Here is a 21,309-nt window from a genome sequence, read left to right as displayed (position 1 = left end):
ACAACAACCTCAAGCTCTACACCAACGACGGCACCGGCAATCTGACCGACTCCGGTATCTACATGTTGGGGACCACGGGTCTGTGGGGCGGCTTCAAGCAGATCACCGCCGGTGACTTCCTCGGCAACGGGCACATCGACATCGCCGGCATCGACGCGAACAACAACCTCAAGCTCTACACCAACGACGGCACCGGCAATCTGACCGACTCCGGTATCTACATGTTGGGGACCACGGGTCTGTGGGGCGGCTTCCGTAGCGTGGTGGCGGGTAACTACCTGGGCGACGGGCACATCGGCATCGCCGGGATCGACGCGAACAACAACCTCAAGCTCTACACCAACGACGGCACCGGCAATCTGACCGACTCCGGTATCTACATGCTGGGGACCACGGGCCTGTGGGGCGGCTTCGGCTCCTGACCGCCACCGGTCTCTCCCGTGGGCTGCGGATCCTGATCAGGGACCCGCAGCCCACGGCGTTCTCGGTGTGGCGGTCGCTGGGCCTGGCCAAACGAGTACGGCTTCGACGGGCACCCGTGTCATCGTGGCCCTGCCAACGCACTGGCGCATCAGCCCTGACACATCGGGTTGGTCGACCGCCTGAAGACACCGACGGTCCGCAGCAGATTCCGACCGGATTCCCGCGACGGACAGCCGCCTGCCCAGGCGTCGGGAAACGAACATTCGCGGACGCCATTCACCCCTGAAAGCCACGCCCAGATGCTCGCCGGAAACGGCCTCTGGGCCAGCTTGCCTCCTCACCCTTTGGACCACACCATGAAACGCCTCACCACTCTGACCACCGTCACCATCGCCGGCCTGCTGGCCCTGCCGCTCGCTCCCACCGTCGCGGCCGCCGCAGCCGCCGCCCCCGCAACCGTCACGACCGCCAGCTCCCCGCCGCAGTTGAAGGTCATGCCCCTCGGAGACTCGATCACCACCGGCTACCAGAGCTCGACCGGGAACGGCTACCGCGGCCCGCTGATGCAACTGGTCAATCAGCAGACCCGGTACACCGTGAATTTCGTCGGTACCCAGTTCAACGGCACCATGACCGACAACGCGAACGAGGGCCACAGTGGCTACGAGATCCAGGGCATCCTCAACAACATCGACAGCTACCTGGCGGCCGACCACCCCGACGCCGTGCTGCTGCACATCGGCATCAACGACCTCAACAACAACGACAACAACCACGCGACCGCGGCCACCCGAGCCGAAACCCTGATCGACCGGATCTTCACCGACCAGCCCGGCGTCACGGTCATCATGCAAGGCCTGATCCCGACCACCGCGGGCGTCCCGGCGAACCCGGCCCTGCAGAACCTGATCGGCAACTACAACGACCAACTGCGCGCCTGGGCCCCGAGCGAGGTGCAGGCGGGCAAGCACTTCGCCTTCATCGACGCCCCGGCCCTGACCTCCACGCAGTTCGCCGACGGCCTGCACCCCAACGACGCGGGTTACAGCCAGATGGCCCAGAACTTCTACACCCCACTCGACCAGGCCTTCACCAACGGCTGGGTGGTCGGCGGCGCGCCCACTCCGCCGGCGGCGTCGCGGCCGGCGCGGGTGGCGGCCGGTGACTTCAACGGTGACGGCAAGACAGACGTCGCGGGCATCGACGCGAACAACAACATGATGCTCTACCCCGGGGACGGTACCGGTTCCGTCAGCGGTCCGGGCAGCGCGATGCTGGGGACCACGGGCCTGTGGGCGGGCTTCAAGGCGATCACCGCCGGCGACTTCAACGGTGACGGCAAGACGGACATCGCGGGCATCGACGCGAACAACAACCTCAAGCTGTACACCGGCGACGGCACCGGGCACCTCTCCGACTCCGGCATCTACATGCTCGGCAACACCGGCCTGTGGTCCGGCTTCAAGCAGATCACCGCCGGCGACTTCCTCGGCAACGGCCACGTCGACATCGCCGGGATCGACGCGAACAACAACCTCAAGCTGTACACCAACGACGGCACCGGCCACCTCTCCGACTCCGGTATCTACATGTTGGGGACCACGGGTCTGTGGGCGGGCTTCAAGCAGATCACCGCCGGTGACTTGCTCGGCAACGGCCACGTCGACATCGCCGGGATCGACGCCAACAACAACCTCAAGCTGTACACCAACGACGGCACCGGTCATCTGAGCGACAGCGGTATCTACATGCTCGGCAACACCGGCCTGTGGGCGGGTTTCCACGCGGTGATGGCTGGCGACTTCACCGGGACCGGCCACCTCGGGATCGCGGGCATCGACGCCAACAACAACCTCAAGTTCTACCCCGGCGACGGCACCGGCCACGTCAGCGGCGGCACCCAGATGCTCGCCGGAAACGGCCTCTGGGCCGGCTTCTGACCCTCCGTATGGCCCCGCGAATCCGTCTCAGGGATCGCGCGGGGCCTGGGCGCGTGACGGCACGTCATGGCTTGGGACGGCCGACAGCCGAGGTCCACTGCCACGGACCCGCTCGGCGCCGTCCATGCCTGTCACGGCCACTGCCACATCATCCGTACAGCTCCTTCCGTTCCGCGCCCTTGCTCGTCTGCGACGTTCTGTCAGTAGCCTTGTCCTCGCCACCCGGCCGGTTCGGTTCGCCCGGGGTTTCGTGTGGCTCCCCCGGCCGCCCCACGCCACGACCGCCCACCCGAACGGGTCATGGCACGGCGTGCTTCGGGTACAGCGGCGTGTTCAAGACACCAGCAAGCGAGGTGCTGCACCAAGTGGGTGGCAACTCAGACCCGGCTATGGCGAGGCGACATGCCTGTCACCCGTTGCCGTCGGATGCTGGAGCAAGGAGTCCGCTATCGCGCCGCCCGATTCGAGGAGCCTGAACCATGAGGTTCATTCAGATCATTGAGTACAAGACCAGTCGCATCGACGAGTTCAACGCTCTCCTGGACAGCTGGGTCGAAAAGAACGCAGGCAATCGGCTGGCGGCGCGGGCCATGCAGACCCGTGACCGTGACAAGGAGAACGTCTACCTGAACATTGTCGAGTTCCCGTCGTTCGAGCAGGCGATGAACAACTCCAACCGCCCGGAGACCGCGGAGTTCGCGGCCCAGGTCGCCGCGTTGTGTGACGGCCCGCCGATGTTTCGCAACCTCGACCTGCTGAACGAGCGAACCTTCCAGGACTGAGCCGGCGCTGGCAGTTCGCCGCCGAAGGTGGTCAGGGAGGTCGGCCGCGTCGTCAACCGGGCACGTCGGTGAACCAGCCGTCCGGGCCGACGGGGCTGCCGGTGGTGAGGCGCGGCCGGTACTGCTGCTGGAAGCATCCCCGCCACCGGGTTGCCTCCGCGCGCCGCCTTGCCTGCGAGCTTACTGCGATGGTCTAGTGACAGAGAGTAGCGGGTTTAGGCTGGAGCGAGAAGAAGCAGGGGCACACCGTGAATCAGGCGTCCGGGCAGCCGTCCCCCGAGCGGATCATGCAGATCGCCACCGGGAACTGGGCCCAGAGCATTCTGGCCACGAGCGCGATCCATTCGCTCTTCAATCACCTTGAGGCCGGCGCGGACACACCCGAGCAGGTCTCCAAGACCGCCGGGCTGTCGCCGCGCGGCACGCAGGCCCTGCTCGACGGCCTGGTGGGGCTGGGACTGGTCGAGTCGCGGGACGGGCTCTACCGCAACAGCCCGGAGGCTTCCGCCTTCCTGGTCGAGGGCAAGCCCGGCTATCTGGGCGGATTCGCCCAGGTCGTGTTCGCCGGCCCGCCCAACCGTGCGGACCTCCCGGAGGTCGCGCGCACTGGCGTCCCGGTCACGCCGGAGCCCGCGGATCTGCCTGAGAACCCGTTCTGGGAACAGCTGGTGCCCGCGATCGCGCCGCTCTCGGTGCCCTCGGCCCTCGCGGCCGCCGAGCACCTGGGCCTGGCCACGACAGGACCGGTCTCCATCCTGGACGTCGGCGGCGGCTCCGGGATCTACTCCTCGGTCTGGCTCGCGATGAACCCGCAAGCCCGGTCGACGCAGATCGACTGGGCGAACGTCAACCGGATCGCCACCCGCCTGGTCGCCGAGCACGGCGTCGGCGACCGCTTCCACACCACTGACGGAGACTTCCACACCACCGACTTCGGCACGGACCTCTACGACGTCGCCGTCTACTCGCACATCGCTCACCAGGAAAGCCCGGCCGACAACCAGGCCGTGTTCACCAAGTTCCGGCAAGCCCTCAAGCCCGGTGGCACGCTCGTGGTCAACGACTTCGTCGTCGAAGACGACCGCTCAGGCCCCCCGTTCCCCCTGATCTTCCACACCACCATGCTCCTCCAGACCACCCAGGGCTCCACCTGGACCCGCAACGACTACCGCACCTGGCTCACCGACGCCGGCTTCACCGACGTCACCTTCCAGCCCACCGCCTCCCCCGCCACCCTCGTCTACGCCCGCTGACCAGCCGCCAGGCGACCGCGCACCGGGTGGCCTGCGCCTCCACGTTCAGTGGGGTCGGCCGGCTGGGCGTCGTTCGTCGAGGAGCTCGCGCACGAAGCTGCGGGCGAGCCACTCCTGGTATTCGTCGTCGGTCCATCCTCGTTCGTGGCTCAGCAGTTGGTAGACCTCCGGGGAGATCAGGGTCCAGATCAGGTCTCGGGCGTGGTCGGGGTCGAGGCCGGGCCGGGCGTCTCCGGTCTCGATGACCTGTCGGACGATCTCGGTTGCGCCGAGCAGTCGTTCGCGCTTGATCGACTCGGCGAACTCTCTGAGGTCCTGGTTGCCGGACTTGGCACCGGCGAGCAGGACGTCGAGCAGCGGTCCGAGCCTGTGCGAGATCGTCCGGGCGATCGCCGCGTACCGGAGGAGCTTGCCGGCCCCGGAGGTGTCGGCGATCAATGCCTGGTATTCGGGACGCGCGACGAGCGGGGGACTTCGCCGCCGTGATCCACCCGCACGCCACCAATCGGGAGGCGAAGCACGAGCCGCCCGCCTGCCGCGGGACCGGGCCCGAAGCCTTCTACGCCACCGCGCTGTGGCTGCGGTCGGCGTTCGCCGACCTGCGCTGGGAGATCCACGACGAGGTCGCCTCGGCGGACCTCGTGGTCCTGCACACCACGATGGCCGGCCGTCAGGTGGGACCGTTCGTCAGCTACGACGAAGACGGCCGGGTCGCGCAGGCGATGCCATCCACCGGCCGGGAGTTCGCGACCACGCAGACGCATTGGTTCCGGGTTGCGGAGGGCCGGATCACCGAACACTGGGCCAACCGCGACGACCTCGGCCTGGCCCGGCAACTCGGCTGGGTCCCGCCGACGCCCCGCTACCTGGCCCGGATGGCCATGGCCAAACGCCGCGCCCAGCGCGCAGCTCAGTGAGGCGCGCCACCAACCGCTGATCCAGACCGGCGCCGAGCCGCTGCTGGGTCGACGATCGCCGACTTCACCCACGTCGCCGCCTTCGCCGGAGTCGTCTGCTTCGCGTTCGTCATGGACACCTTCTTCTCCCGACGCGTCGTCGGTTGGTCCGCCTCGATCACCAGCAGGCCCAACTCGTACTGGACGCAGTAGACACGGGCCTGTGGCAAGGCGACCGGGACGGCGGCCCGCCCGCGCCGGGCGAAGTGAGCCCCAGCGGCCCGGGCGCGCGCTGGACCACATCGAGTCGGCCACCGCCGGGTGAGCCGACTGGTGCAACCACCGTCGGCTCCTCGGTGAGTCAGGCGAGTGCAACCAGTTGTGTCACTCGTGTGAATCGACTAGAAGGGCCAGCCGACCAGCAAATCCCTTCATGGTTTTGGTGACTGCCCTCGACGGGGACCCGGCCGGTGTACTTGCGCTATTCCGCATTAACAACACGTGAACGACGTACGGAAGGGACAGTGGGGCCGCTCATGACCGCTCGAACCTGTCCCACCCGTGCCCCTCAGGACCTCAATGAGCCGGTCCCCGGCGGGATCGGCGGCAGTCGGCTGTTCCCGGACGGGACGCTTGAGGTGGCCGGCGCCCGGCCGCGCTGATTCTTCCGCGGGTGCCGCCACCGAACTGATCCCGGGGCGGCGTCGCGCGGAGACCCCGCTGTTTGACGAAGGAGTCACCATGACCGCGTACGCCGAAGAGAAGAGCATCCAGGACCTGGAACGCGCCTGGATGGACGAGGCCATCGGCCTTGCCACCGCCAGCGTGAAGAACGGCGGCGGTCCGTTCGGCGCGCTGATCACCAGAGGTGCGGAAATTGTTGCGATCGGCAACAACAACGTCACTTCGCACCTGGACCCGACCGCGCACGGCGAGGTGACCGCGATCCGTGCCGCCTGCCAGAAGCTGGGCACCTTCACCCTCGAGGGCTGTGTCCTGGTCACCTCGTGCGAGCCGTGCCCGATGTGTCTCTCCTCCGCGCTGTGGGCGCGAGTCGATCAGATCATCTTCGCCGCCGACCGGCACGACGCCGCGGTGGCCGGTTTCGACGACCGCAAGTTCTACGACCTGTTCGAGAAGCAGCCCGCGGAGCTGTGGCCGATGGCGATCAAGCGGGTGGAGATGCCGAACCGTACGGCGCCCTTCGACGCGTGGCTGGCCAAGTCCGACCGCATCGATTACTGACGGCCCGGTTCACCGCGCACGGGCGCCGGTTGAACCGAACCACGCAGAACCCAGCCAACCAAGCTGAACCCAGCAGACCGCTGACCCGCGTCTGTAAAGCCTCAGGACTCACTTTCCGTGACCTGGGGCTTTTGGTTTCCCTGCGATCCGAAGGGGCGTCCGGGAACCGGGCCCGCTCATGCCGAAGGGGTGCCCCGCACCCGTGCGTTCGCACGAATACGGGACACCCCTGGCAATCCGGGGAGACTCAGTTCCCTTCGGCCTCGAAGGTGAGCAGCAGGTCGGCGGCGACGCTCACGGCGATCGTCGCGGGGTCCTTCCCGGTGATGTCGGCCAGTCCGATCGGGGTCTTGATCCGATCGATGGTGGCGTCGTCGTGGCCGCCCTCGGTCCGGAGGCGCTTGCGGAACCGCACCCACTTCGCCGCCGACCCGATCAGCCCGATGGAGCCGAGATGGGTGGTGCGCAGGGCGGCGTCGCACAGTGCGGCGTCCTCGGCGTGATCATGGGTCATGATCAGGACGTGGGTGCCGGGCGGCAGCTCTTCCAGCACTTCCTCGGGTAGCAGCGGCGTGTGATGCACATGCACCTGCGCCACCGAGCCCGCCAGCACGTCGAGCCGCTCCTTGGTGAGCATGTCGGCGCGGGTGTCGACCAGATGGAGGTCGAGGTCCTGACGTGCGAGGATGCGCGCCAGTTCCATCCCGACGTGTCCCACGCCGAAGACCGCGACCGCCCGTGCCACCGGCAGGGGTTCGAGGAGCACCGAGACCTCGCCGCCACAGCACTGGACGCCGTGTTGGTTGCTCACCTTGTCGTTCAGGGCGAAAGTCATCAGCTCTGGCTCAGGCTTGGACGCGACGATCATCTCCCGGGCGCGATCGATCGCGACGGCCTCGATGTTGCCGCCGCCGATCGAGCCCCAGGTCTCGCTCTGCCCCACCACCAGCTTCGCACCGGCTTCGCGCGGGGCGTGGCCGCGCACGGTCGCGACGGTCACCAGCACGCCGGACTCCCGGCGTGCCCGCAACCGCGCGACCGCGGCGATCCATGTCATGTCAGGCACCGCTCAGCACTGCCGCGTCGGTGCGCGCCTGGCCGTTGGTGGTCTGCCCGTTGGAGGCCTGGCCGACCGCGGCGAACTCGTCGCGGGCGTCCGGGCCGTCCTGGGAGGCGGCGCCGCGGCGGGCCTCCTCGATCGCCCAGAACACCGCTTCCGGTGTCGCGGGCGAGGCCAGCTCGACGCTGACTCCACCCGGTCCGAACGCGGCGGCTGCCTGACGCAGCGCCTCGCGCACCGAGAACGCCAGCATCAGCGGAGGCTCGCCCACCGCCTTGGAGCCGTAGACCGCGCCCTCCTCGGTGGCGTTCTCCATGAGGGTGACGTTGAACTCCTCGGGCATCTCCGAGAAGCTCGGCAGCTTGTAGGTGCTCGCGGCCTGGGTCAGCAGCCGGCCGCGGTTCGGGCCGTCGGTCGCGTCCCAGCGCATGTCCTCGAGCGTCAGCCAGCCCGCTCCCTGTACGAAGCCGCCCTCGACCTGGCCGATGTCGATCATCGGGGAGAGGCTGTCGCCGACGTCCTGCACGATGTCGACCCGCCGGATGCGGTACGCCCCGGTGAAGCCGTCCACCTCGACCTCTGCCGCGGCGGCGCCGTGGGAGAAGTACTTGAACGGCGAGCCCTGGAAGGACTTGGCGTCCCAGTGCAGTCCCTCGGTCCGGTAGTAGCCGGCCGCCGACAGCTGCACCCGCTGGAAGTACGCGGTGTGCACCAGGTCGTCCCAGGCCAGCTCCTTGTCGCTGCCCAGGGTGCGGGCCACGCCCTCGACGATGCGGACGTCGGAGGCGTTGGAGCCCAGTTGCGAGGCGGCCACCTGAAGCAGCCGCTCCCGCAGCTGCTCGCAGGCGTTCTTCACGGCCGCGCCGTTGAGGTCAGCGCCGGAACTGGCGGCGGTGGCCGAGGTGTTGGGCACCTTGTCGGTCCGCGTCGGGGCCAGCCGCACCTTGTGCAGCGGGATGCCCAGCGTGGTCGCGGCCACCTGCAGCATCTTGGTGTGCAGGCCCTGGCCCATCTCGGTGCCGCCGTGGTTGATCAGGACAGAGCCGTCCTTGTAGATCAGCACGAGCGCGCCGGCCTGGTTGAAGGCGGTGAGATTGAACGAGATCCCGAACTTGATGCCGGTGACCGCGAGCGCCCGCTTAGTGTGCGGGTGCGCGGCGTTGAACGCGGCGATCTCGCGCTTGCGGTCGGCGACGCCGCCGTTCTCCAGGGTCTGCTGCCAGACGGCGGCGATCCGCTCGGGCTGGAGCACCGGCTGCCCGTACGGCGTCGTCTGTCCCTGCTGGTAGAAGTTGCGCTCCCGCAGCTCCATGGGATCCAGGCCGAGCAGCGGTGCGACCCGGCCCAGGATGTCCTCGATCACCAGCATGCCCTGCGGGCCGCCGAAGCCGCGGAAGGCGGTGTTGGAGACCTTGTTGGTCTTGGCGATGCGACCGGCGATCCGGGCGTTGGGGATCCAGTAGGTGTTGTCGATGTGGCACAGCGCCCGCGCCGTCACCGGCTCGGAGAGGTCGAGGCTCCAGCCGCCGTCCGAGGTCAGCGTGGCCTCCAGGGCCCGGATCCGGCCGTCGGCGTCGAAGCCGATCTTCCAGTTGGCGTGGAAGCCGTGCCGCTTGCCGGACATGGTCAGGTCCTGGGTGCGGTTGAGCCGCAGCCGGACCGGCCGGCCGGTGAGCTTGGCGCCGAGCGCGGCGATGGCCGCGAACCCGTGCGGCTGCATCTCCTTGCCGCCGAAGCCGCCGCCCATCCGCAGGCACTGCACGGTTACCTCGTGGCTGTGCAGACCGAGCACATGCGCGACGATCTCCTGGGTCTCCGAGGGGTGCTGGGTGCTGCTCTGGATGAAGAGCTGCCCACCCTCGTCGATGTGGGCCAGCGCCGCGTGCGTCTCGAGGTAGAAGTGCTCCTGGTCGGAGAACTGGAACTCGCCGGAGAACACATGCGCGGAGTCGGCGAAGCCCGCGTCCACGTCGCCGATCGCCATCAGCGGCCGGGCGCCGTGGAAGCTCTCCGCCGCGATGGCCTCCTTGAGGGTGACGATGGAGGGCAGTTCCTCCAGGTCCACCTCGACGGCCGCCGCGCCGAGCCTGGCCGCCTCCAGGGTCTCGCCGAGCACCCAGGCGACCGCGTGGCCGTGGAACATGACCATGTCGGGGAAGAGCGGCTCGTCGTGCTTCATCCCGGCGTCGTTGACGCCGGGAACGTCGGCGACGGTCAGCACCCGGACCACGCCCGGCACGGCGAGCGCGGGCTCGGTGCGCAGCTCGAGGATCCGGCCGTGGGTCTTCATCACCTGGACCGGGTAGGCGTGCAGCACGTCCTTGGTCCGCTGGACCAGGTCATCGGTGTACAGCGCGGTGCCGGTGACGTGCAGGTTGGCACTCTCGTGCGGCATCGAGACGCCGACAACCGGCTTCTCGGGGCGTTGGGACAACTGACTCATGACGACACCGCCTCAGTGGTTTGCGCGTACAGCTTCAGCAGGCTCTGACCCAGCATCGCGGAGCGGTAGAGGGAGCTGGCGCGATGATCGCTCATCGGCGTTCCCTCTCCCCGCAGCACGCGGGCCGCGGCCTCGACGGTCTCCGTCGACCACGGCTTGCCCTCCAGGGCCGCTTCGGTGGCGAGGGGGCGGAGCGGGGTGGCGGCCACGCCGCCCAGGCCGATCCGTGCCTTGCGGACGATGCCGTCCTCGATGTCGAGCGCGAAGGCGACCGCCACGCTGGAGATGTCGTCGAAGCGACGCTTGGCGATCTTGTGGAAGGCCGTGACCGGGGACAGCGGCAGCGGGATGCGGACCGCGCGGATCAGCTCGCCGGGACGCCGCACGGTCTGCCGGTAGCCGGTGAAGTAGTCGGCCAGCGGGACCACGCGCTCGCCGTCGGCGCCGGCGAGGACCAGCTGTGCCTCCAGTGCGAGCAGCACCGGCGGGCTGTCGCCGATGGGGGAGCCGGTACCGAGGTTGCCGCCGAGGGTCGCGCTGTTGCGGATCAGCCGCGACGCGAACTGCGGGATCAGCTGTGCCAGCAACGGCACGTCGCCGTCGAGACGGCGTTCGATCTCGGTGAGCGTCAGCGCCGCGCCGATCTCGATGTGGTCGGACTCGACCCGCAGCTCCCGCAGTTCGGGCAGCCGGTCGATGCCGACCACGCAGCCCGCCCGGCGGGACCGGATGTTCACCTCGACGCCCCAGTCGGTGGAGCCGGCGACGAGCACCGCGTCGGGTCGCTCGCGCAGCAGCTCCAGCGTCTCGGCCAGGGTGTCCTTCCGCAGGAACGCGCTGTCGTCCTGGACGTACTCGGTGGCGACCGCCGCGGGCGGGGACTGCTCACGACGCTGCGCCAGCGGGTCCTCGTCCGTGGGCATGCCGACGGCGAAGGCGGCATCGCGAATCGGGCGGTAGCCGGTGCAGCGGCACAGGTTTCCGCTCAGCGCGTGCAGGTCGAAACCGTTCGGGCCGTGCTCGTGGTCGGCGCTGTCGGCGCTGTGGGCCGCGTCCGCGCCGCTGCCCGGCTCCGGGTGCGCGCAGCGGTCGGACCGGTAGTACTCGGAGGCCATGCTGCAGATGAAACCCGGGGTGCAGTAGCCGCACTGGGAGCCGCCGCGGACCGCCATCTCCTCCTGCACCGGGTGCAGGGTGGCCGGCGTGCCCGCTTCGTTGACGGTGGCGAGGCCCTCGGAGGTGATGATCTCCTGGCCGTCGAGCGCCGCGGCGGGGATCAGGCAGGCGTTGACCGCGACCCAGTCGGTGGGCTTGTCCACCCCAGGACGGGCCACCAGGACCGAACAGGCGCCGCACTCACCTTCGGCGCAGCCCTCCTTGGTTCCGGTGAGGCCACGGTCGCGCAGGAAGTCCAGCGCGGTGGTGTGCGGCGTAGCCGGCGAAATCGGTGTCTCTTTCCCGTTGACCGTGATGTGCGCCGCTACCATGACAGGCCTTCAATCTGGTGCGTAAGCGATCGATTCATCAAGTATGCCAATGTTCAGGCAGCTTTCCGTGTTCAGGTGCGCCGGGTGCGAGGAGCGGGCGCAGCAGGGCACGCAACAGCGACGTGCCGGCAGGCGGTGACAGGCGGTGACGGGAAGACGTGATGTGCCACGAGCGGGCACATTCAGAACGGCGTGATCAGCAGCCGTGCGCGATCCGACCGGGGACCCAGACGGTGCACTGGGCGAGGCGACCAAGGTCAGAGCTGGTGTACATCTGGCGATCGCCTCCTTCCGGTAACTGCGGATATATGTTTGCGCAAATTAGCGGCTCGCGACCGCCGAGGTCAAGAGGCCGGTCTCGCCGCTCGGGAATCGGCCGGATTCAACACGGTCGGGATCAGCCGGAGCTGCCGACCGTCCGGAGTTGTGATCACGAGGCCGGAAAAAGGAGTGGAGGGGTGATCGTTGGGCTGCTAGCGTTCCGTTGACCGTGACACCGCCCGAGGAGGTGAGACCCATGAACGCTGTATCGAAGTGGGTGCTCCCCCTTGCCGTCACGGCCGGGCGATTGACGTAGCTGTCGCCGGGAGCGCCTCGACAACCAGGCACTCCCGAAAGGTGGCAGCCATGAATCCTCTTCTTTTCACCTCAGAGACATCGTCAAACGGCCTGCGCGAACGCGACTTCACCGTGGGTGAGGTCCCCGGCGTCCTGTGGTCGCCTGCCTCCGGCGCGGCCGAGCGCGCGCCCCTGATCCTGATGGGCCACGGCGGCGGCAACTACAAGAAGCATCCGGCCATGGCGGGCCGGGCCCAGCGTCTGGTGACCGGCTGCGGCTTCCACGTCGCCGTCATCGATGCGCCCGGTCACGGCGACCGGCCGCGCACGGCGTACGACGAGCAAGAGATCGACCTGATGCAGGAGGCGATGGCGAGCGGCAAGCCGGTCGGCCCGATCGTCGTCCGCTACAACGACCACCTGGCGGAGCTCGCCCTGCCGGAGTGGCAGGCGACCCTGGACGCCCTCCAGGAGCTTCCGGAGATCGGCGCCGGCGGGCCGGTCGGCTGGTTCGGCATCAACATGGGCACCGCGATCGGCGTGCCGTTCGTGGCGGCCGAGCCCAGGATCACGGCTGCGGTCTTCGGTCAGCACTGGCCCGACACCCTGGCCGAGAAGGCGAAGCGGATCACCATCCCGATCCAGTTCGCCATGCAGTGGGACGACGAGCACATCCCGCGCGAGGCCGGTCTCGCGCTGTTCGACGCCTTCGCCTCGCAGGAGAAGACGTTGCACGCCAACGCGGGCAGGCACAAGGAGCTGCCCAGGTTCGAGGCAGACAGCGCGGTGCGGTTCTTCGCCCGGCACTTCGGCCCGGCGGTCGCCCGGCCGGCCTGACGTGAGCGGCAGCGGCGCCCGGCTTGTCGGCCGGGCGCCGCGACGGCCCCTCTCGTCGTTCGTACCGGTCAGGTCGTCGTCGCCTGAAGGCGCTGGAACTCCCAGGGGTCGTGGGCGGAGATGACGGTCACCTGGTCGCTGTGGTAGCGGACGAGTTCGCGCAGTCGGGCCTGGGTGCCGAGCCGCAGGTCGTGGTGAACCTCGGCGGTGGTCTGGACGAAGTCGAGCAGGGGGTGGGGGTGCGGGTCCTCTTGGAGCTCGCGGTGGTAGTAGTAGGCGTCGCCGCAGTGCAGCAGCCACTCGTCGTCGCCCGTGCGGACCGCCACGCCGGTATGGCCGGCCGTGTGGCCGCCGAGTGGGACGAGCAGGATGTCATCGGCCAGGCCCTGTGCCTGCACGGCGGTGAAGCCGAACCACATCTCGTTGGTCTCGGGGGCGTAGGGCAGCCAGTTCGGGCCGTGCGCCCAGTGGCCTGGGCGGTAGCGGAAGCTGGGCGCTTCCGCGAACGCGGCGGTGATCTCGGCCTGCAGGACGTGGACCTGCGCGGCGGGGAAGTCGGGCAGACCGCCGGAGTGGTCGATGTCGAGGTGCGTGAGGATGATGTGCCGGACGTCTTCGGCTGCGTAGCCGAGCCGTTCGACCTGGCGGATCGCGGTCTCGTCCTCGGACAGCACGGGCTGTGACATCTCCACCCAGCTGGTCCCCAGCATGGTGTCCGGGTCGCGTAGGTCGTCCAGGCCGAGGCCGGTCTCAATGAGCACCAGGCCGTCCGAGTCCGTCTCGATCAGCAGGCAGTGGTTCACGGCATGCGCGGACGGCAAGCCCTCGTAGGTGGGTTCGATCATCCGGACGGAGGCGCAGTTGAGGTGGTGGATCTTCATGGTGCAGCCCCTTTGGAGTACGAACGTTCGTCAGCTAATAGCGTACGACCGTTAGGTTAAGCTGATGCCATGAGTCCCCGCAAGTCCGTCGCCGAGGCGACCGCCACCCGTACCCGGATCATTGAGCGCGCCCTGGCGCTGGCCGCCACCGACGGGCTCGACGGCCTGACCATCGGCCGCCTGGCCATCGACCTGGGGATGAGCAAGGCCGGCGTCGTCGGCCACTTCGGCAGCAAGGAGGCGCTGCAGATCGCCGTTCTGGAGGCTGCGGTCGAGCAGTTCCGCCGCCGCGTTCCGGGCCGAGCGGTCGGCGCCGACCCGGGTCTGCGTCGGCTGACGACCGCGTTCGGGGAGTGGATCGACTACATGGCCGGCGACGAAGGGCACAGCGGCTGTCTGCTCACCTCGGTCGCCGCCGAGTTCGACGGGCGGCCCGGCCCGATCCGGGACGCGGTCCTCGCCGCGCTGACGAGCTGGAGCGCCTACGTGGGCGCGGAAGTCCGCACGGCCGTCGCCGGCGGGGAGCTGCCCCCGGAGACCGACGCCGAGCAGGTCGTCTTCGAGTTGAACGGCATCGCACTGGCCGCAGCCCAGGCCATTCAGCTCCACCACGACCCGGCGGCTCCGGCCCGCGCCCGAACGGCCGTCACCCGGCTGCTGAGCGTGGCGTAGCCACCGACAATCCGCTTCCCCGGGCTGGGCCCGTCACCGCCAAGACGAGCGAGTACGCCGAGGTGGAGGCGGTGACGGTCTCGCTGGAGACCTTTCATCGAGCGCCCGCCCTCGCCCACCCCGGAGTTCTTTGCCAGCTCTTTACAACCGAACCTCCGGCTGCGTCGTCTCTTCGCCCGATCTGGAACGCAGCCCGCTGCTCATCCCTTCAGGGGGTGCCGGTGGGCCGAGCAGAGAGAAGCCGTTCATGCGCACAACTGTTGTCGCCGCCCTCGCCCTGACCTGCGCCGCCGTGCTGGGGGGAGCCGGATCCGCGTTCGCAGCCTCGAGCCCCACGGCCGCACCGTCCGTGAGCAGCCCCGCGAGCGGGCCGTCGGCGAGTCCGTCCGTGGCCGGAGGGACAGGCGGGGCGGGGGCTCCCACCGCGCAGCCGTCCGCAGCGCCGTCGCAGGTCGGTTCGGTGCCCTCGGGCGCGCCGGACACCGGCGTGCCGCCGGTCACCGCCGGGAACGGCACCGACGCCACGGCGCTCGGCGCGGAGATCGGCGGAGCGGTGCTGGTCGCCGGGGCCGGCGCATTCGTGCTGCGCCGTCGGGCCAAGGCCCGGGGCTGAGCGTTGCGAGTGACGCGTGCGGCCGGCATGGCCAGGTTGGCCCGGGTGGCGGCGACGGTGCTGGCCTCCGTGGCACTCACCTCGGCGTGTGGGGGCACCCCCGCGGCTCCGGCCGGCCCGCCGGTCGCCTCCGGCGTGGCCGCCACCGGTGCTGACAGTCCGTCGGCGGCGCCCACCGGGGCGGTCGCCGCACCGAGCCCGATCGCCCGGTCGGTGCCGGTGCGGTTGCTGATCCCGAGCATCGGCGTCGACACGCCCGTCATCTCCCTCGGCCTGGCCCCGGACGGCACCGTCCAGGTGCCACCGATCGAGGCGAACGCGCCGGCCGGCTGGTACCGGGGGTCGCCGACGCCCGGCCAGACGGGGCCCTCGGTGATCCTGGCGCACGTGACGGTCGGTCGGTACGGGGACGGGGCCTTCCTGCACCTGTCGCGGCTGAAGGTGGGCGACCTCGTCACCGCCCGTCTGCGGGACGGCGCGCTCGCCGTGTTCGCGGTCGACCGGGTACAGACCGTCGCCAAGGCACAGTTCCCCACCCGTGCCGTGTACGGGAACGTGAACCGCCCTGAGCTGCGTCTGATCACCTGCGGCGGTCCGCGCGACAGCACGGGAGGCGGCTACCTCGACAACGTCGTGGTCTATGCCTCCCTGGTGTCCAGCGGCGGATAGCCGGATAGCCGGACAGCCGGGTGGCTGCCCGATGGCCCGACCGCGCCGCACCACCGAGAGAACGTCCGACAATCCCGGTCAGCAGCATGGAGAACGTTGAAACGGTCCCAGGAGAGCGCAGCATCCGAGCTGTTCGCCGCCCTCTACCCGAGTCTCGCCGGGTGGTGCCGTCGTCTGGTCGACGACGACGGGACCGCCCATGAGATCGCCTCGGAGGCTTTCGCGCGCCTCTGGGCGCGCTGGGCCGCAGTGGAGGAGCCGCGCGGGTTCCTGTACGTCACGGCCGCCAACCTGGTGCGCGACCACTGGCGAAAGCTGGAACGCGAACGCCGGGCGATGCGACAGGTCACCACGCAGGCCGTGCTGGACGCGGGGCGTCACGGCGAGAGCGCGGAAGCAGCCGTCCCGGTGCGACTGCTGGTGCAGTCGCTGCCGGAGCGGCTGCGCACGCCGGTCCTCCTCTACTACTACGCCGATCTACCGGTCAGGGAGGTATCGCTACTGATGGGGCGCAGGGAAGGTACGGTCAAGGCTGATCTGCACGCGGCCCGGGAGCTCCTGCGCGCGAGGCTCGGGGGACACCTTGACCACACACATTGACGGCCTGGTCGACGACCCGGACGACGACGACCTCACAGCGCTGTTGCGGCCTGGCGTGGTGCTGCTGACGCCGCCACCCGGCACCTTCGAGCGCGTCCGCCGCACCGCCGTGCGGCGTCGGCGGCTGAGGGCGGCCGCCGGGGGCGGGCTGACGCTCGCCGTCGCCGCCGCCATCGCGGCCCCCGTGCTGCTGGCCACCGGCCCGACGCGGTCGGTCCCGGTGCTGCCGCTCGCTCCACCGGCGGCGACGTCGCACAGCCAGACACCGTCACCTGCGGCTTCGCCGTCGGTGAGGCCTTCGGCGTCGGCCTCCTCTTCGGCTTCCTCGGCGCCCTCCGCGTCCCCTCCCGCAGCGGTGCCGTCGGCGCTGCCCTCCGCGCCGCCGAGCACCGCCTCGGGCAGTGGGTCAGGTCGGGGTACGCCCGGCGGTTCGGGCGGAGTCGGCGCGTCCGGAGTGTCCACCGCGTCGCCCAGCGGGGCGGTCCACTCTCCCGCGCTGACCAGCACGCCGGGCGTCGGCTCGGGAAGCGGGAGCCTGGCGTCTCCGTCCCCGTGACAGGTTCGAGCCCCGCAGAAAGCTCCGCTGAGGCCCAGGTCCCGACTTCGGGGACCTGGGCCTCGCTGGTTCGGTGGACGCGCCGTCAGATGCGGGCGTCACGGGTCACGGAGAGTAGAGAGCCACTACCTGGCAGGGGCGCAGGACGAGGGTGCGGGTGTGCTGACTGTTGACGGGAGTCGGCATGGGCTGGCTGACCCAGATGCTCAGCACGCCCTTGAACTGGCCCGCGTGCACAACCGTGCCGATGCCGTCCCCGGTACGGACCTGGTCCCCGACCGAGAACCGTCGGCCTTCGCTGTCCGTCATGGTGCCTCCGTCATGGTGCCTCCGTGCGCCGGTGGGGGATGACTGGGGATCGCTGGGTCGAGGGAATCCGCTCGGGGACGAGGCCGAGCGGAGCCCTGATTCCAGCCTGGACCGGACGGCCGCGGCAGCGCTGTCGCCGAAGGCGGACAGCACGGTCGCCGAAAGGGGACTCCCCAGCGGAGCTGGCGGCGTGCGAGGGGCTTCTCTCCGACCGGCTCCTGTGGACCCGGCCGGAGTTCCTCGCCCTGCGGCACCTGCCGGGCGTGGACCTCGTCGTCGACGACCACCCGCAGGTCCGCGAGGCCGTCGCCGCGGCGAGCCCCGGCTCCAAGGCCGCGCTGCTCGCCGAGCTCCCGGTCGAGGCGCACGACTGGTCCGCGCCGCCGCGCCCCGGTCGGCGGATCGCGCTGCGCTTCCACGCCACGCCGACCGCCGTGGTGGGCGATGCGCGAGTGGAGGCGCTGCGCATCGCGGACGCGGCGGGCACCGGGGTGGCGGTCGGCGCGGCCGTCGGCGCAGAGTCCGAGATCGCCACCGGTGTGGTCGTGCGCTCCATCGGCTACCGGGGCGTGGCCGTTCCCGGCTTGCCCTTCGACGAGGCCTCCGGCACCATCCCGCACCGTGACGGCCGGGTGATCGACCCGGTCACGGGCCTGCCGCTGCCCGGCGCCTATGTCATGGGCTGGGTGAAGCGCGGTCCGTCCGGCGGCATCGGCGCCAACCGCGAGTGCGCGGCGGAGACCGTCGGCGCGCTGCTCGACGACGCGTCAGCCCGCGTCCTGCCGGTGCCGGACCCGGCCGCGACCGGCGAGGCGTTCGCGCGGCTGGTCAGGCGGCGGCGACCGGAGGCGCTGGGGCTGCGCGAGATGCGGACCGTGGACCGCGCCGAACGCGCGCGCGGCCGGGCCCTCGGCCGCCCCCGGGTCAAGCTCGCCACCGTCCCCGAGCTGCTCGCCGCGGCGCGGACGGTCTCCCGTCCACTGCCTTTCCGCTGCCTCTGCCCCTGCCCAGACTGCGCCGCCCGGCTCCGTGGACGGCTGACGCACTGCCGCAACGTCTACCACGGCGAGGCGGGCATGATGGGCCTGCTCGGCTACCTCGCCTGATACGCGCGCCGGCCGGTGCAGGGGCGGGATCCCGCCCCTGCACCGGCCGGTCGCATCGCTCGTGAGGCGGCGTCGATCAGAAGAAGTCGCCGTCGTCCCCGCCGCCGCCGAAGTCCCCGCCGCCGTCGTAGTCGTCGCGGCGATCCCCGTAGTCCGGACGGTCGTCGTCGTCCCCGCCGCTCATCATCTCGCCGATCAGGGCGCCGCCGACCAGGCCGGCCACGCCCGCGCCGACCACGGCGCCGGTGCTGTGGCCGGGCCGACCCTGCTGCGGGTAGCCCGGCTGGGCGTATCCGGGCTGGGGGTAGCCCTGCTGCGGGTAACCGGCCTGCGGATAACCGGCCTGCAGGTAGCCCGCCTGCGGCGTGTAGAAGGGCGGCGGGGTGGTCTGGATGCGTTGGGCGCAGGACTGGCAGGTCTGCACCGGACGCGGAACACCCCACTGCGGCTGCCACACCACGTTCACCGCGCCGTAGCCGTGCGAGGGGTCGAAGAAGCAGGTCACTGATTACTCCCAAAGCCGTACGCTGCTCGCCGGCCGTCTAAGCACCGGCATGGGGGGATACGTCCGAGAGCCCGCTGTTGGTTCCCGCGGGCACGATTCCGCCGAGCACTGTTCGGGTGATCGCGCGGGACTGGACCGTGTGGTCGGCCGCGAGCCCCGCGCTCTCGGTGACGGCCTCGGGGCCGGACATCAGGGTCAGGAAGGCGTAGTTCTGGCACATCCCGAGGAACGCCGAGGCCAGCAGCGCGGGTGAGGCGTCGGCGTCGATGCGTCCGGCGCGCTGCTCGGCGGTGAGATAGCCGATCAGCGCCTGCTGTCCCAGCAGCGGGCCGACGGCGTGCCCCGCTCCGCCGCCGCGCAGCCAGGCGAGCTGCTCGCGGTCGCCGAGCACGGGACCGGCGATGGGCAGCAGCTCCAGGAAGAACCCGATCGCCGCCTCGCCCAGCTCCGCCAGGTTGTCCTCGACCTCGCCGCCGCCGCTGCCACCCTCGCCCACGCGCCCGAGCAGCCGCGTCATCGCCTCGCGGATGCCGGCGGAGACCTCCGCCATGGCCGCGCCGACCAGCGCCGTCTTGTTGGCGAAGTGGTTGTAGATGCTGCCCTCGGCGACCTGCGCCGTGCGGGCGATCTGCTTGGTCGTCATGGCGGCGATGCCGTGTTCCCTGATCACCTCGAGGGCGGCGCGGACGATCCGCTCGCGCATCGGGACCGGCGTGCTGTTTGCCATGGTCGTTCCCGCCTCTCCGCCGGTTCTGTCGGTCTGTCGGCCTGCTGCCGTCGCGACGGTATCACCGCTTGACGGATGAGTGAGTACCCACTCAGAATGAGTGTGCACTCACTCAGTATCGGGCCGCAAGACAGGGGTACGTCATGGGCATCGCCACCTACACCGACCTGCAGGGCCGCATCGCCGTCGTCACCGGCGGTTCCCGGGGCATCGGCGCCGCGACGGCGCGGGCGCTGGCCCACAACGGCGCCAAGGTCGCCGTCGTGGGACGCGACCAGGACGCCCTGGACGGCGTCGTCGCCGCCATCCGCGCGGAGGGCGGCACGGCGATCCCCGCCGTCGCCGACGTGACCAGCGAGGAGCAGCTCGCCCAGGTCCGCGAGCTGGTGGAGCGCGAGCTCGGCGCGCCGACGCTGCTCGCCGCCTTCGCGGGCGGAATGGGCGCGCCGCAGCCGACCATGGACCTCGCCGCCGTCCGCTGGCGCGAGATCATCGAGACCGACCTGACCGCAGCCTTCCTCACCGTCCAGGCCTTCCTCCCCGGCATGGCGGCGGCCGGCGGGGGCTCGATCGTCACCATGGCCTCCTCGGCGGGCCGCCAGCCGAGCCGTGCCAACGCCGCCTACGCCGCCGCGAAGGCGGGGGTGGTCATGTTCACCCGCCACCTCGCCACCGAGCTCGGCCCGCAGGGCATCCGCGTCAACTGCCTCGCGCCCTCCTCGATCCGCACCGAGAAGGTTGTCAGGCAGATGCCCGCCGAGGTCCAGCGGACCGTCGCCGCCCAGCACCCGCTCAGCCGCCTCGGCACGCCCGAGGACGTGGCGGAGGCGACCCTCTTCCTCTGCTCCGACGCGAGCGGCTGGCTCAGCGGCCTGACCATCGACGTGGCGGGCGGCCGCATCACGAACTGACGCCAGGGCCCGTGTCCGCTCGCTACCGGCGCGTCAAGCGGCCCGCTGCGCACGCTGATACTGACCGCGTTCGTCGTCCCCACGGCCGTCTACCTGCTCGTGCCGCGGCTGTACAAGGCCAACGCGCGGTTCGACGCCTCGCTCAGCGCGCGGCGTGCGCGCCGGAGCGGCGACGCGTGAGCAGCGGCTCCAGCGCGCCGGTGCGCAGTCGCGCCACGACGGGCTGGGCGTAGCGCCCGAGCAGCCGGCTGACGAGGTAGGCCACCGGCAGCGCCAGCAGCGCCGCGCCCAGCACGTCGTGCGGGTAGTGGGCGCCGAGATAGACCCGGGTGAAGCCTTCGAGCAGCGCGAAGGCCGCCGCGATCCCGGCCAGCCGCCGGTCGAGCAGCCACAGTGCGGCCACCGTCGCCACCGCTGTCGTGGTGTGTCCGCTGGGGAAGGCGTAGTCGGTCTTCACCGGACAGGCCTCGACGATGTAGGCGTGCGGCATCGAGTAGCACGGCCGCACCTCCGCCACCAGCTTCTTCGCCACTTCGGCCACCGCGAACGCACCCACCACCGCGACCGGCGCGGCCAGCGCCAGCGTCATCGCGGCGGTGTCCCGCTGCCGGGCGCGCAGGAAACCGATGACCATCAGCACCGCGAACACCACCAGTCCCGCGTTGGTCCACAGGTGCAGCGGCGAGTTCAGCCACTTGGTGTCCCGGGCCAGGCCGGTGATGGTCGTGAAGAGGCCGCCGTCGATTCCGGAGCCGTCAAAGGCCAGTAGCTGAAGCATGTGGTGGGGTTCTCTCGTACTCGCTCGGTCGGCCGTGACAGACTCTGGCTGGGGAAGT

Annotated in this window: 23 protein-coding genes; 14 read left to right on the top strand and 9 right to left on the bottom strand. The window is 70.3% G+C overall.

The window, feature by feature from the left end:
• From ABIA32_RS24695 to ABIA32_RS24680, 4 genes are all read left to right on the top strand, one after another.
• A partial coding sequence (locus ABIA32_RS24695; protein WP_370099461.1) for an FG-GAP-like repeat-containing protein occupies positions 1-422 on the top strand: 422 nt, incomplete at its 5' end.
• 357 nt (positions 423-779) lie between these two features.
• Entirely contained in the window at positions 780-2,363 is a 1,584-nt protein-coding gene (locus ABIA32_RS24690) for an FG-GAP-like repeat-containing protein (protein ID WP_370099458.1), read from the top strand.
• A 479-nt stretch (positions 2,364-2,842) separates the two neighbouring features.
• Positions 2,843-3,145, top strand: coding sequence for a hypothetical protein (locus ABIA32_RS24685; protein ID WP_370099455.1), 303 nt, complete (start codon positions 2,843-2,845; stop codon positions 3,143-3,145).
• A 248-nt stretch (positions 3,146-3,393) separates the two neighbouring features.
• Positions 3,394-4,398, top strand: a complete 1,005-nt coding sequence (locus ABIA32_RS24680) for a methyltransferase (RefSeq protein ID WP_370099453.1) — start codon at positions 3,394-3,396, stop codon at positions 4,396-4,398.
• 45 nt (positions 4,399-4,443) lie between these two features.
• Here ABIA32_RS24680 and ABIA32_RS24675 read toward each other — a convergent pair whose 3' ends face one another.
• The gene (locus ABIA32_RS24675) at positions 4,444-4,836 is read right to left on the bottom strand and encodes a hypothetical protein (protein WP_370099451.1); all 393 of its coding nucleotides are present in this window, start codon (positions 4,834-4,836) and stop codon (positions 4,444-4,446) included.
• On the opposite strand from ABIA32_RS24675, the gene ABIA32_RS24670 reads away from it, so the two are divergent.
• Both ABIA32_RS24670 and ABIA32_RS24665 read left to right on the top strand, forming a co-directional pair.
• Positions 4,836-5,315: an ester cyclase gene (locus tag ABIA32_RS24670; RefSeq protein WP_370099448.1), complete on the top strand. Its 480-nt coding sequence runs from the start codon at positions 4,836-4,838 to the stop codon at positions 5,313-5,315. The two genes, ABIA32_RS24675 and ABIA32_RS24670, sit on opposite strands and share 1 nt — an antisense overlap.
• A 720-nt stretch (positions 5,316-6,035) precedes the next feature.
• Positions 6,036-6,539: a nucleoside deaminase gene (locus ABIA32_RS24665; protein ID WP_370099446.1), complete on the top strand. Its 504-nt coding sequence runs from the start codon at positions 6,036-6,038 to the stop codon at positions 6,537-6,539.
• Positions 6,540-6,786: 247 nt separating this feature from the next.
• Here ABIA32_RS24665 and xdhC read toward each other — a convergent pair whose 3' ends face one another.
• From xdhC to ABIA32_RS24650, 3 genes are read right to left on the bottom strand one after another with little or no spacing between them, the layout of a single operon-like run.
• Positions 6,787-7,596 (bottom strand): xanthine dehydrogenase accessory protein XdhC, encoded by an 810-nt coding sequence (gene xdhC / locus ABIA32_RS24660; protein WP_370099443.1) that lies wholly within the window; start codon positions 7,594-7,596, stop codon positions 6,787-6,789.
• Between the two features lies 1 nt (position 7,597).
• Positions 7,598-10,042 (bottom strand): xanthine dehydrogenase molybdopterin binding subunit, encoded by a 2,445-nt coding sequence (xdhB, locus tag ABIA32_RS24655; RefSeq protein ID WP_370099441.1) that lies wholly within the window; start codon positions 10,040-10,042, stop codon positions 7,598-7,600.
• A complete protein-coding gene (locus ABIA32_RS24650) occupies positions 10,039-11,529 on the bottom strand; it encodes a xanthine dehydrogenase small subunit (RefSeq protein ID WP_370099438.1) in 1,491 nt (496 codons plus the stop codon). The genes xdhB and ABIA32_RS24650 overlap by 4 nt, the downstream gene beginning before the upstream one ends.
• Before the next feature lie 627 nt (positions 11,530-12,156).
• On the opposite strand from ABIA32_RS24650, the gene ABIA32_RS24645 reads away from it, so the two are divergent.
• Positions 12,157-12,924 (top strand): alpha/beta hydrolase, encoded by a 768-nt coding sequence (locus tag ABIA32_RS24645; RefSeq protein ID WP_370099435.1) that lies wholly within the window; start codon positions 12,157-12,159, stop codon positions 12,922-12,924.
• A 68-nt stretch (positions 12,925-12,992) separates the two neighbouring features.
• Here the strand turns inward: ABIA32_RS24645 and ABIA32_RS24640 are convergent, their stop codons facing one another.
• Complete coding sequence (locus ABIA32_RS24640; RefSeq protein ID WP_370099433.1) at positions 12,993-13,805, bottom strand: MBL fold metallo-hydrolase; 813 nt, start codon at positions 13,803-13,805, stop codon at positions 12,993-12,995.
• 69 nt (positions 13,806-13,874) lie between these two features.
• Between ABIA32_RS24640 and ABIA32_RS24635 the strand changes: the two genes are divergently transcribed.
• The 5 genes from ABIA32_RS24635 (at position 13,875) to ABIA32_RS24615 (ending at position 16,915) form a co-directional block, all read left to right on the top strand.
• Positions 13,875-14,477 (top strand): TetR/AcrR family transcriptional regulator, encoded by a 603-nt coding sequence (locus ABIA32_RS24635; RefSeq protein ID WP_370099431.1) that lies wholly within the window; start codon positions 13,875-13,877, stop codon positions 14,475-14,477.
• Positions 14,478-14,724: 247 nt separating this feature from the next.
• The gene (locus tag ABIA32_RS24630) at positions 14,725-15,090 is read left to right on the top strand and encodes a sortase-dependent protein (protein ID WP_370099429.1); all 366 of its coding nucleotides are present in this window, start codon (positions 14,725-14,727) and stop codon (positions 15,088-15,090) included.
• A 27-nt stretch (positions 15,091-15,117) separates the two neighbouring features.
• Positions 15,118-15,759, top strand: coding sequence for a class F sortase (locus tag ABIA32_RS24625; RefSeq protein ID WP_370099426.1), 642 nt, complete (start codon positions 15,118-15,120; stop codon positions 15,757-15,759).
• A 96-nt stretch (positions 15,760-15,855) separates the two neighbouring features.
• Positions 15,856-16,359: an RNA polymerase sigma factor gene (locus ABIA32_RS24620; protein WP_370099424.1), complete on the top strand. Its 504-nt coding sequence runs from the start codon at positions 15,856-15,858 to the stop codon at positions 16,357-16,359.
• The gene (locus ABIA32_RS24615; RefSeq protein ID WP_370099421.1) at positions 16,343-16,915 is read left to right on the top strand and encodes a hypothetical protein; all 573 of its coding nucleotides are present in this window, start codon (positions 16,343-16,345) and stop codon (positions 16,913-16,915) included. Before ABIA32_RS24620 ends, ABIA32_RS24615 begins: the two co-directional genes overlap by 17 nt.
• Before the next feature lie 105 nt (positions 16,916-17,020).
• On the opposite strand, the gene ABIA32_RS24610 is transcribed toward ABIA32_RS24615, so the two are convergent.
• On the bottom strand, positions 17,021-17,224 hold the full coding sequence (locus ABIA32_RS24610) for a hypothetical protein (protein ID WP_370099418.1): 204 nt from the start codon (positions 17,222-17,224) through the stop codon (positions 17,021-17,023).
• A 263-nt stretch (positions 17,225-17,487) separates the two neighbouring features.
• Here ABIA32_RS24610 and ABIA32_RS24605 point away from each other — a divergent pair, with 263 nt between their 5' ends.
• On the top strand, positions 17,488-18,330 hold the full coding sequence (locus ABIA32_RS24605; RefSeq protein WP_370099416.1) for a hypothetical protein: 843 nt from the start codon (positions 17,488-17,490) through the stop codon (positions 18,328-18,330).
• 76 nt (positions 18,331-18,406) lie between these two features.
• Here the strand turns inward: ABIA32_RS24605 and ABIA32_RS24600 are convergent, their stop codons facing one another.
• Both ABIA32_RS24600 and ABIA32_RS24595 read right to left on the bottom strand, forming a co-directional pair.
• On the bottom strand, positions 18,407-18,835 hold the full coding sequence (locus ABIA32_RS24600) for a hypothetical protein (protein ID WP_370099413.1): 429 nt from the start codon (positions 18,833-18,835) through the stop codon (positions 18,407-18,409).
• 37 nt (positions 18,836-18,872) lie between these two features.
• Entirely contained in the window at positions 18,873-19,562 is a 690-nt protein-coding gene (locus ABIA32_RS24595; protein WP_370099410.1) for a TetR/AcrR family transcriptional regulator, read from the bottom strand.
• A 143-nt stretch (positions 19,563-19,705) separates the two neighbouring features.
• Between ABIA32_RS24595 and ABIA32_RS24590 the strand changes: the two genes are divergently transcribed.
• Positions 19,706-20,473, top strand: a complete 768-nt coding sequence (locus tag ABIA32_RS24590; RefSeq protein WP_370099407.1) for an SDR family NAD(P)-dependent oxidoreductase — start codon at positions 19,706-19,708, stop codon at positions 20,471-20,473.
• Positions 20,474-20,615: 142 nt separating this feature from the next.
• Here the strand turns inward: ABIA32_RS24590 and ABIA32_RS24585 are convergent, their stop codons facing one another.
• Positions 20,616-21,251, bottom strand: a complete 636-nt coding sequence (locus ABIA32_RS24585) for a phosphatase PAP2 family protein (protein ID WP_370099405.1) — start codon at positions 21,249-21,251, stop codon at positions 20,616-20,618.
• Positions 21,252-21,309: the final 58 nt, after the last annotated feature.

The organism is Streptacidiphilus sp. MAP12-20, from assembly GCF_041262525.1.
Taxonomy (GTDB): Bacteria; Actinomycetota; Actinomycetes; order Streptomycetales; family Streptomycetaceae; genus Streptacidiphilus.
This window is presented reverse-complemented; position numbering and strand designations above follow the sequence as displayed.

Excerpts from the sequence above, each read along its gene's own strand:
- ABIA32_RS24595 (WP_370099410.1), bottom strand. The coding sequence starts at position 19,562 with ATGGCAAACAGCACGCCGGTCCCGATGCGCGAGCGGATCGTCCGCGCC.
- ABIA32_RS24590 (WP_370099407.1), top strand. The coding sequence starts at position 19,706 with ATGGGCATCGCCACCTACACCGACCTGCAGGGCCGCATCGCCGTCGTC.
- ABIA32_RS24685 (WP_370099455.1), top strand. The coding sequence starts at position 2,843 with ATGAGGTTCATTCAGATCATTGAGTACAAGACCAGTCGCATCGACGAG.
- ABIA32_RS24640 (WP_370099433.1), bottom strand. The coding sequence starts at position 13,805 with ATGAAGATCCACCACCTCAACTGCGCCTCCGTCCGGATGATCGAACCC.
- ABIA32_RS24690 (WP_370099458.1), top strand. The coding sequence starts at position 780 with ATGAAACGCCTCACCACTCTGACCACCGTCACCATCGCCGGCCTGCTG.
- ABIA32_RS24635 (WP_370099431.1), top strand. The coding sequence starts at position 13,875 with ATGAGTCCCCGCAAGTCCGTCGCCGAGGCGACCGCCACCCGTACCCGG.
- ABIA32_RS24625 (WP_370099426.1), top strand. The coding sequence starts at position 15,118 with ATGGCCAGGTTGGCCCGGGTGGCGGCGACGGTGCTGGCCTCCGTGGCA.
- ABIA32_RS24665 (WP_370099446.1), top strand. The coding sequence starts at position 6,036 with ATGACCGCGTACGCCGAAGAGAAGAGCATCCAGGACCTGGAACGCGCC.
- ABIA32_RS24585 (WP_370099405.1), bottom strand. The coding sequence starts at position 21,251 with ATGCTTCAGCTACTGGCCTTTGACGGCTCCGGAATCGACGGCGGCCTC.
- ABIA32_RS24610 (WP_370099418.1), bottom strand. The coding sequence starts at position 17,224 with ATGACGGACAGCGAAGGCCGACGGTTCTCGGTCGGGGACCAGGTCCGT.
- ABIA32_RS24670 (WP_370099448.1), top strand. The coding sequence starts at position 4,836 with ATGCCTGGTATTCGGGACGCGCGACGAGCGGGGGACTTCGCCGCCGTG.
- ABIA32_RS24630 (WP_370099429.1), top strand. The coding sequence starts at position 14,725 with ATGCGCACAACTGTTGTCGCCGCCCTCGCCCTGACCTGCGCCGCCGTG.
- xdhB (WP_370099441.1), bottom strand. The coding sequence starts at position 10,042 with ATGAGTCAGTTGTCCCAACGCCCCGAGAAGCCGGTTGTCGGCGTCTCG.
- ABIA32_RS24645 (WP_370099435.1), top strand. The coding sequence starts at position 12,157 with ATGAATCCTCTTCTTTTCACCTCAGAGACATCGTCAAACGGCCTGCGC.
- ABIA32_RS24650 (WP_370099438.1), bottom strand. The coding sequence starts at position 11,529 with ATGGTAGCGGCGCACATCACGGTCAACGGGAAAGAGACACCGATTTCG.
- xdhC (WP_370099443.1), bottom strand. The coding sequence starts at position 7,596 with ATGACATGGATCGCCGCGGTCGCGCGGTTGCGGGCACGCCGGGAGTCC.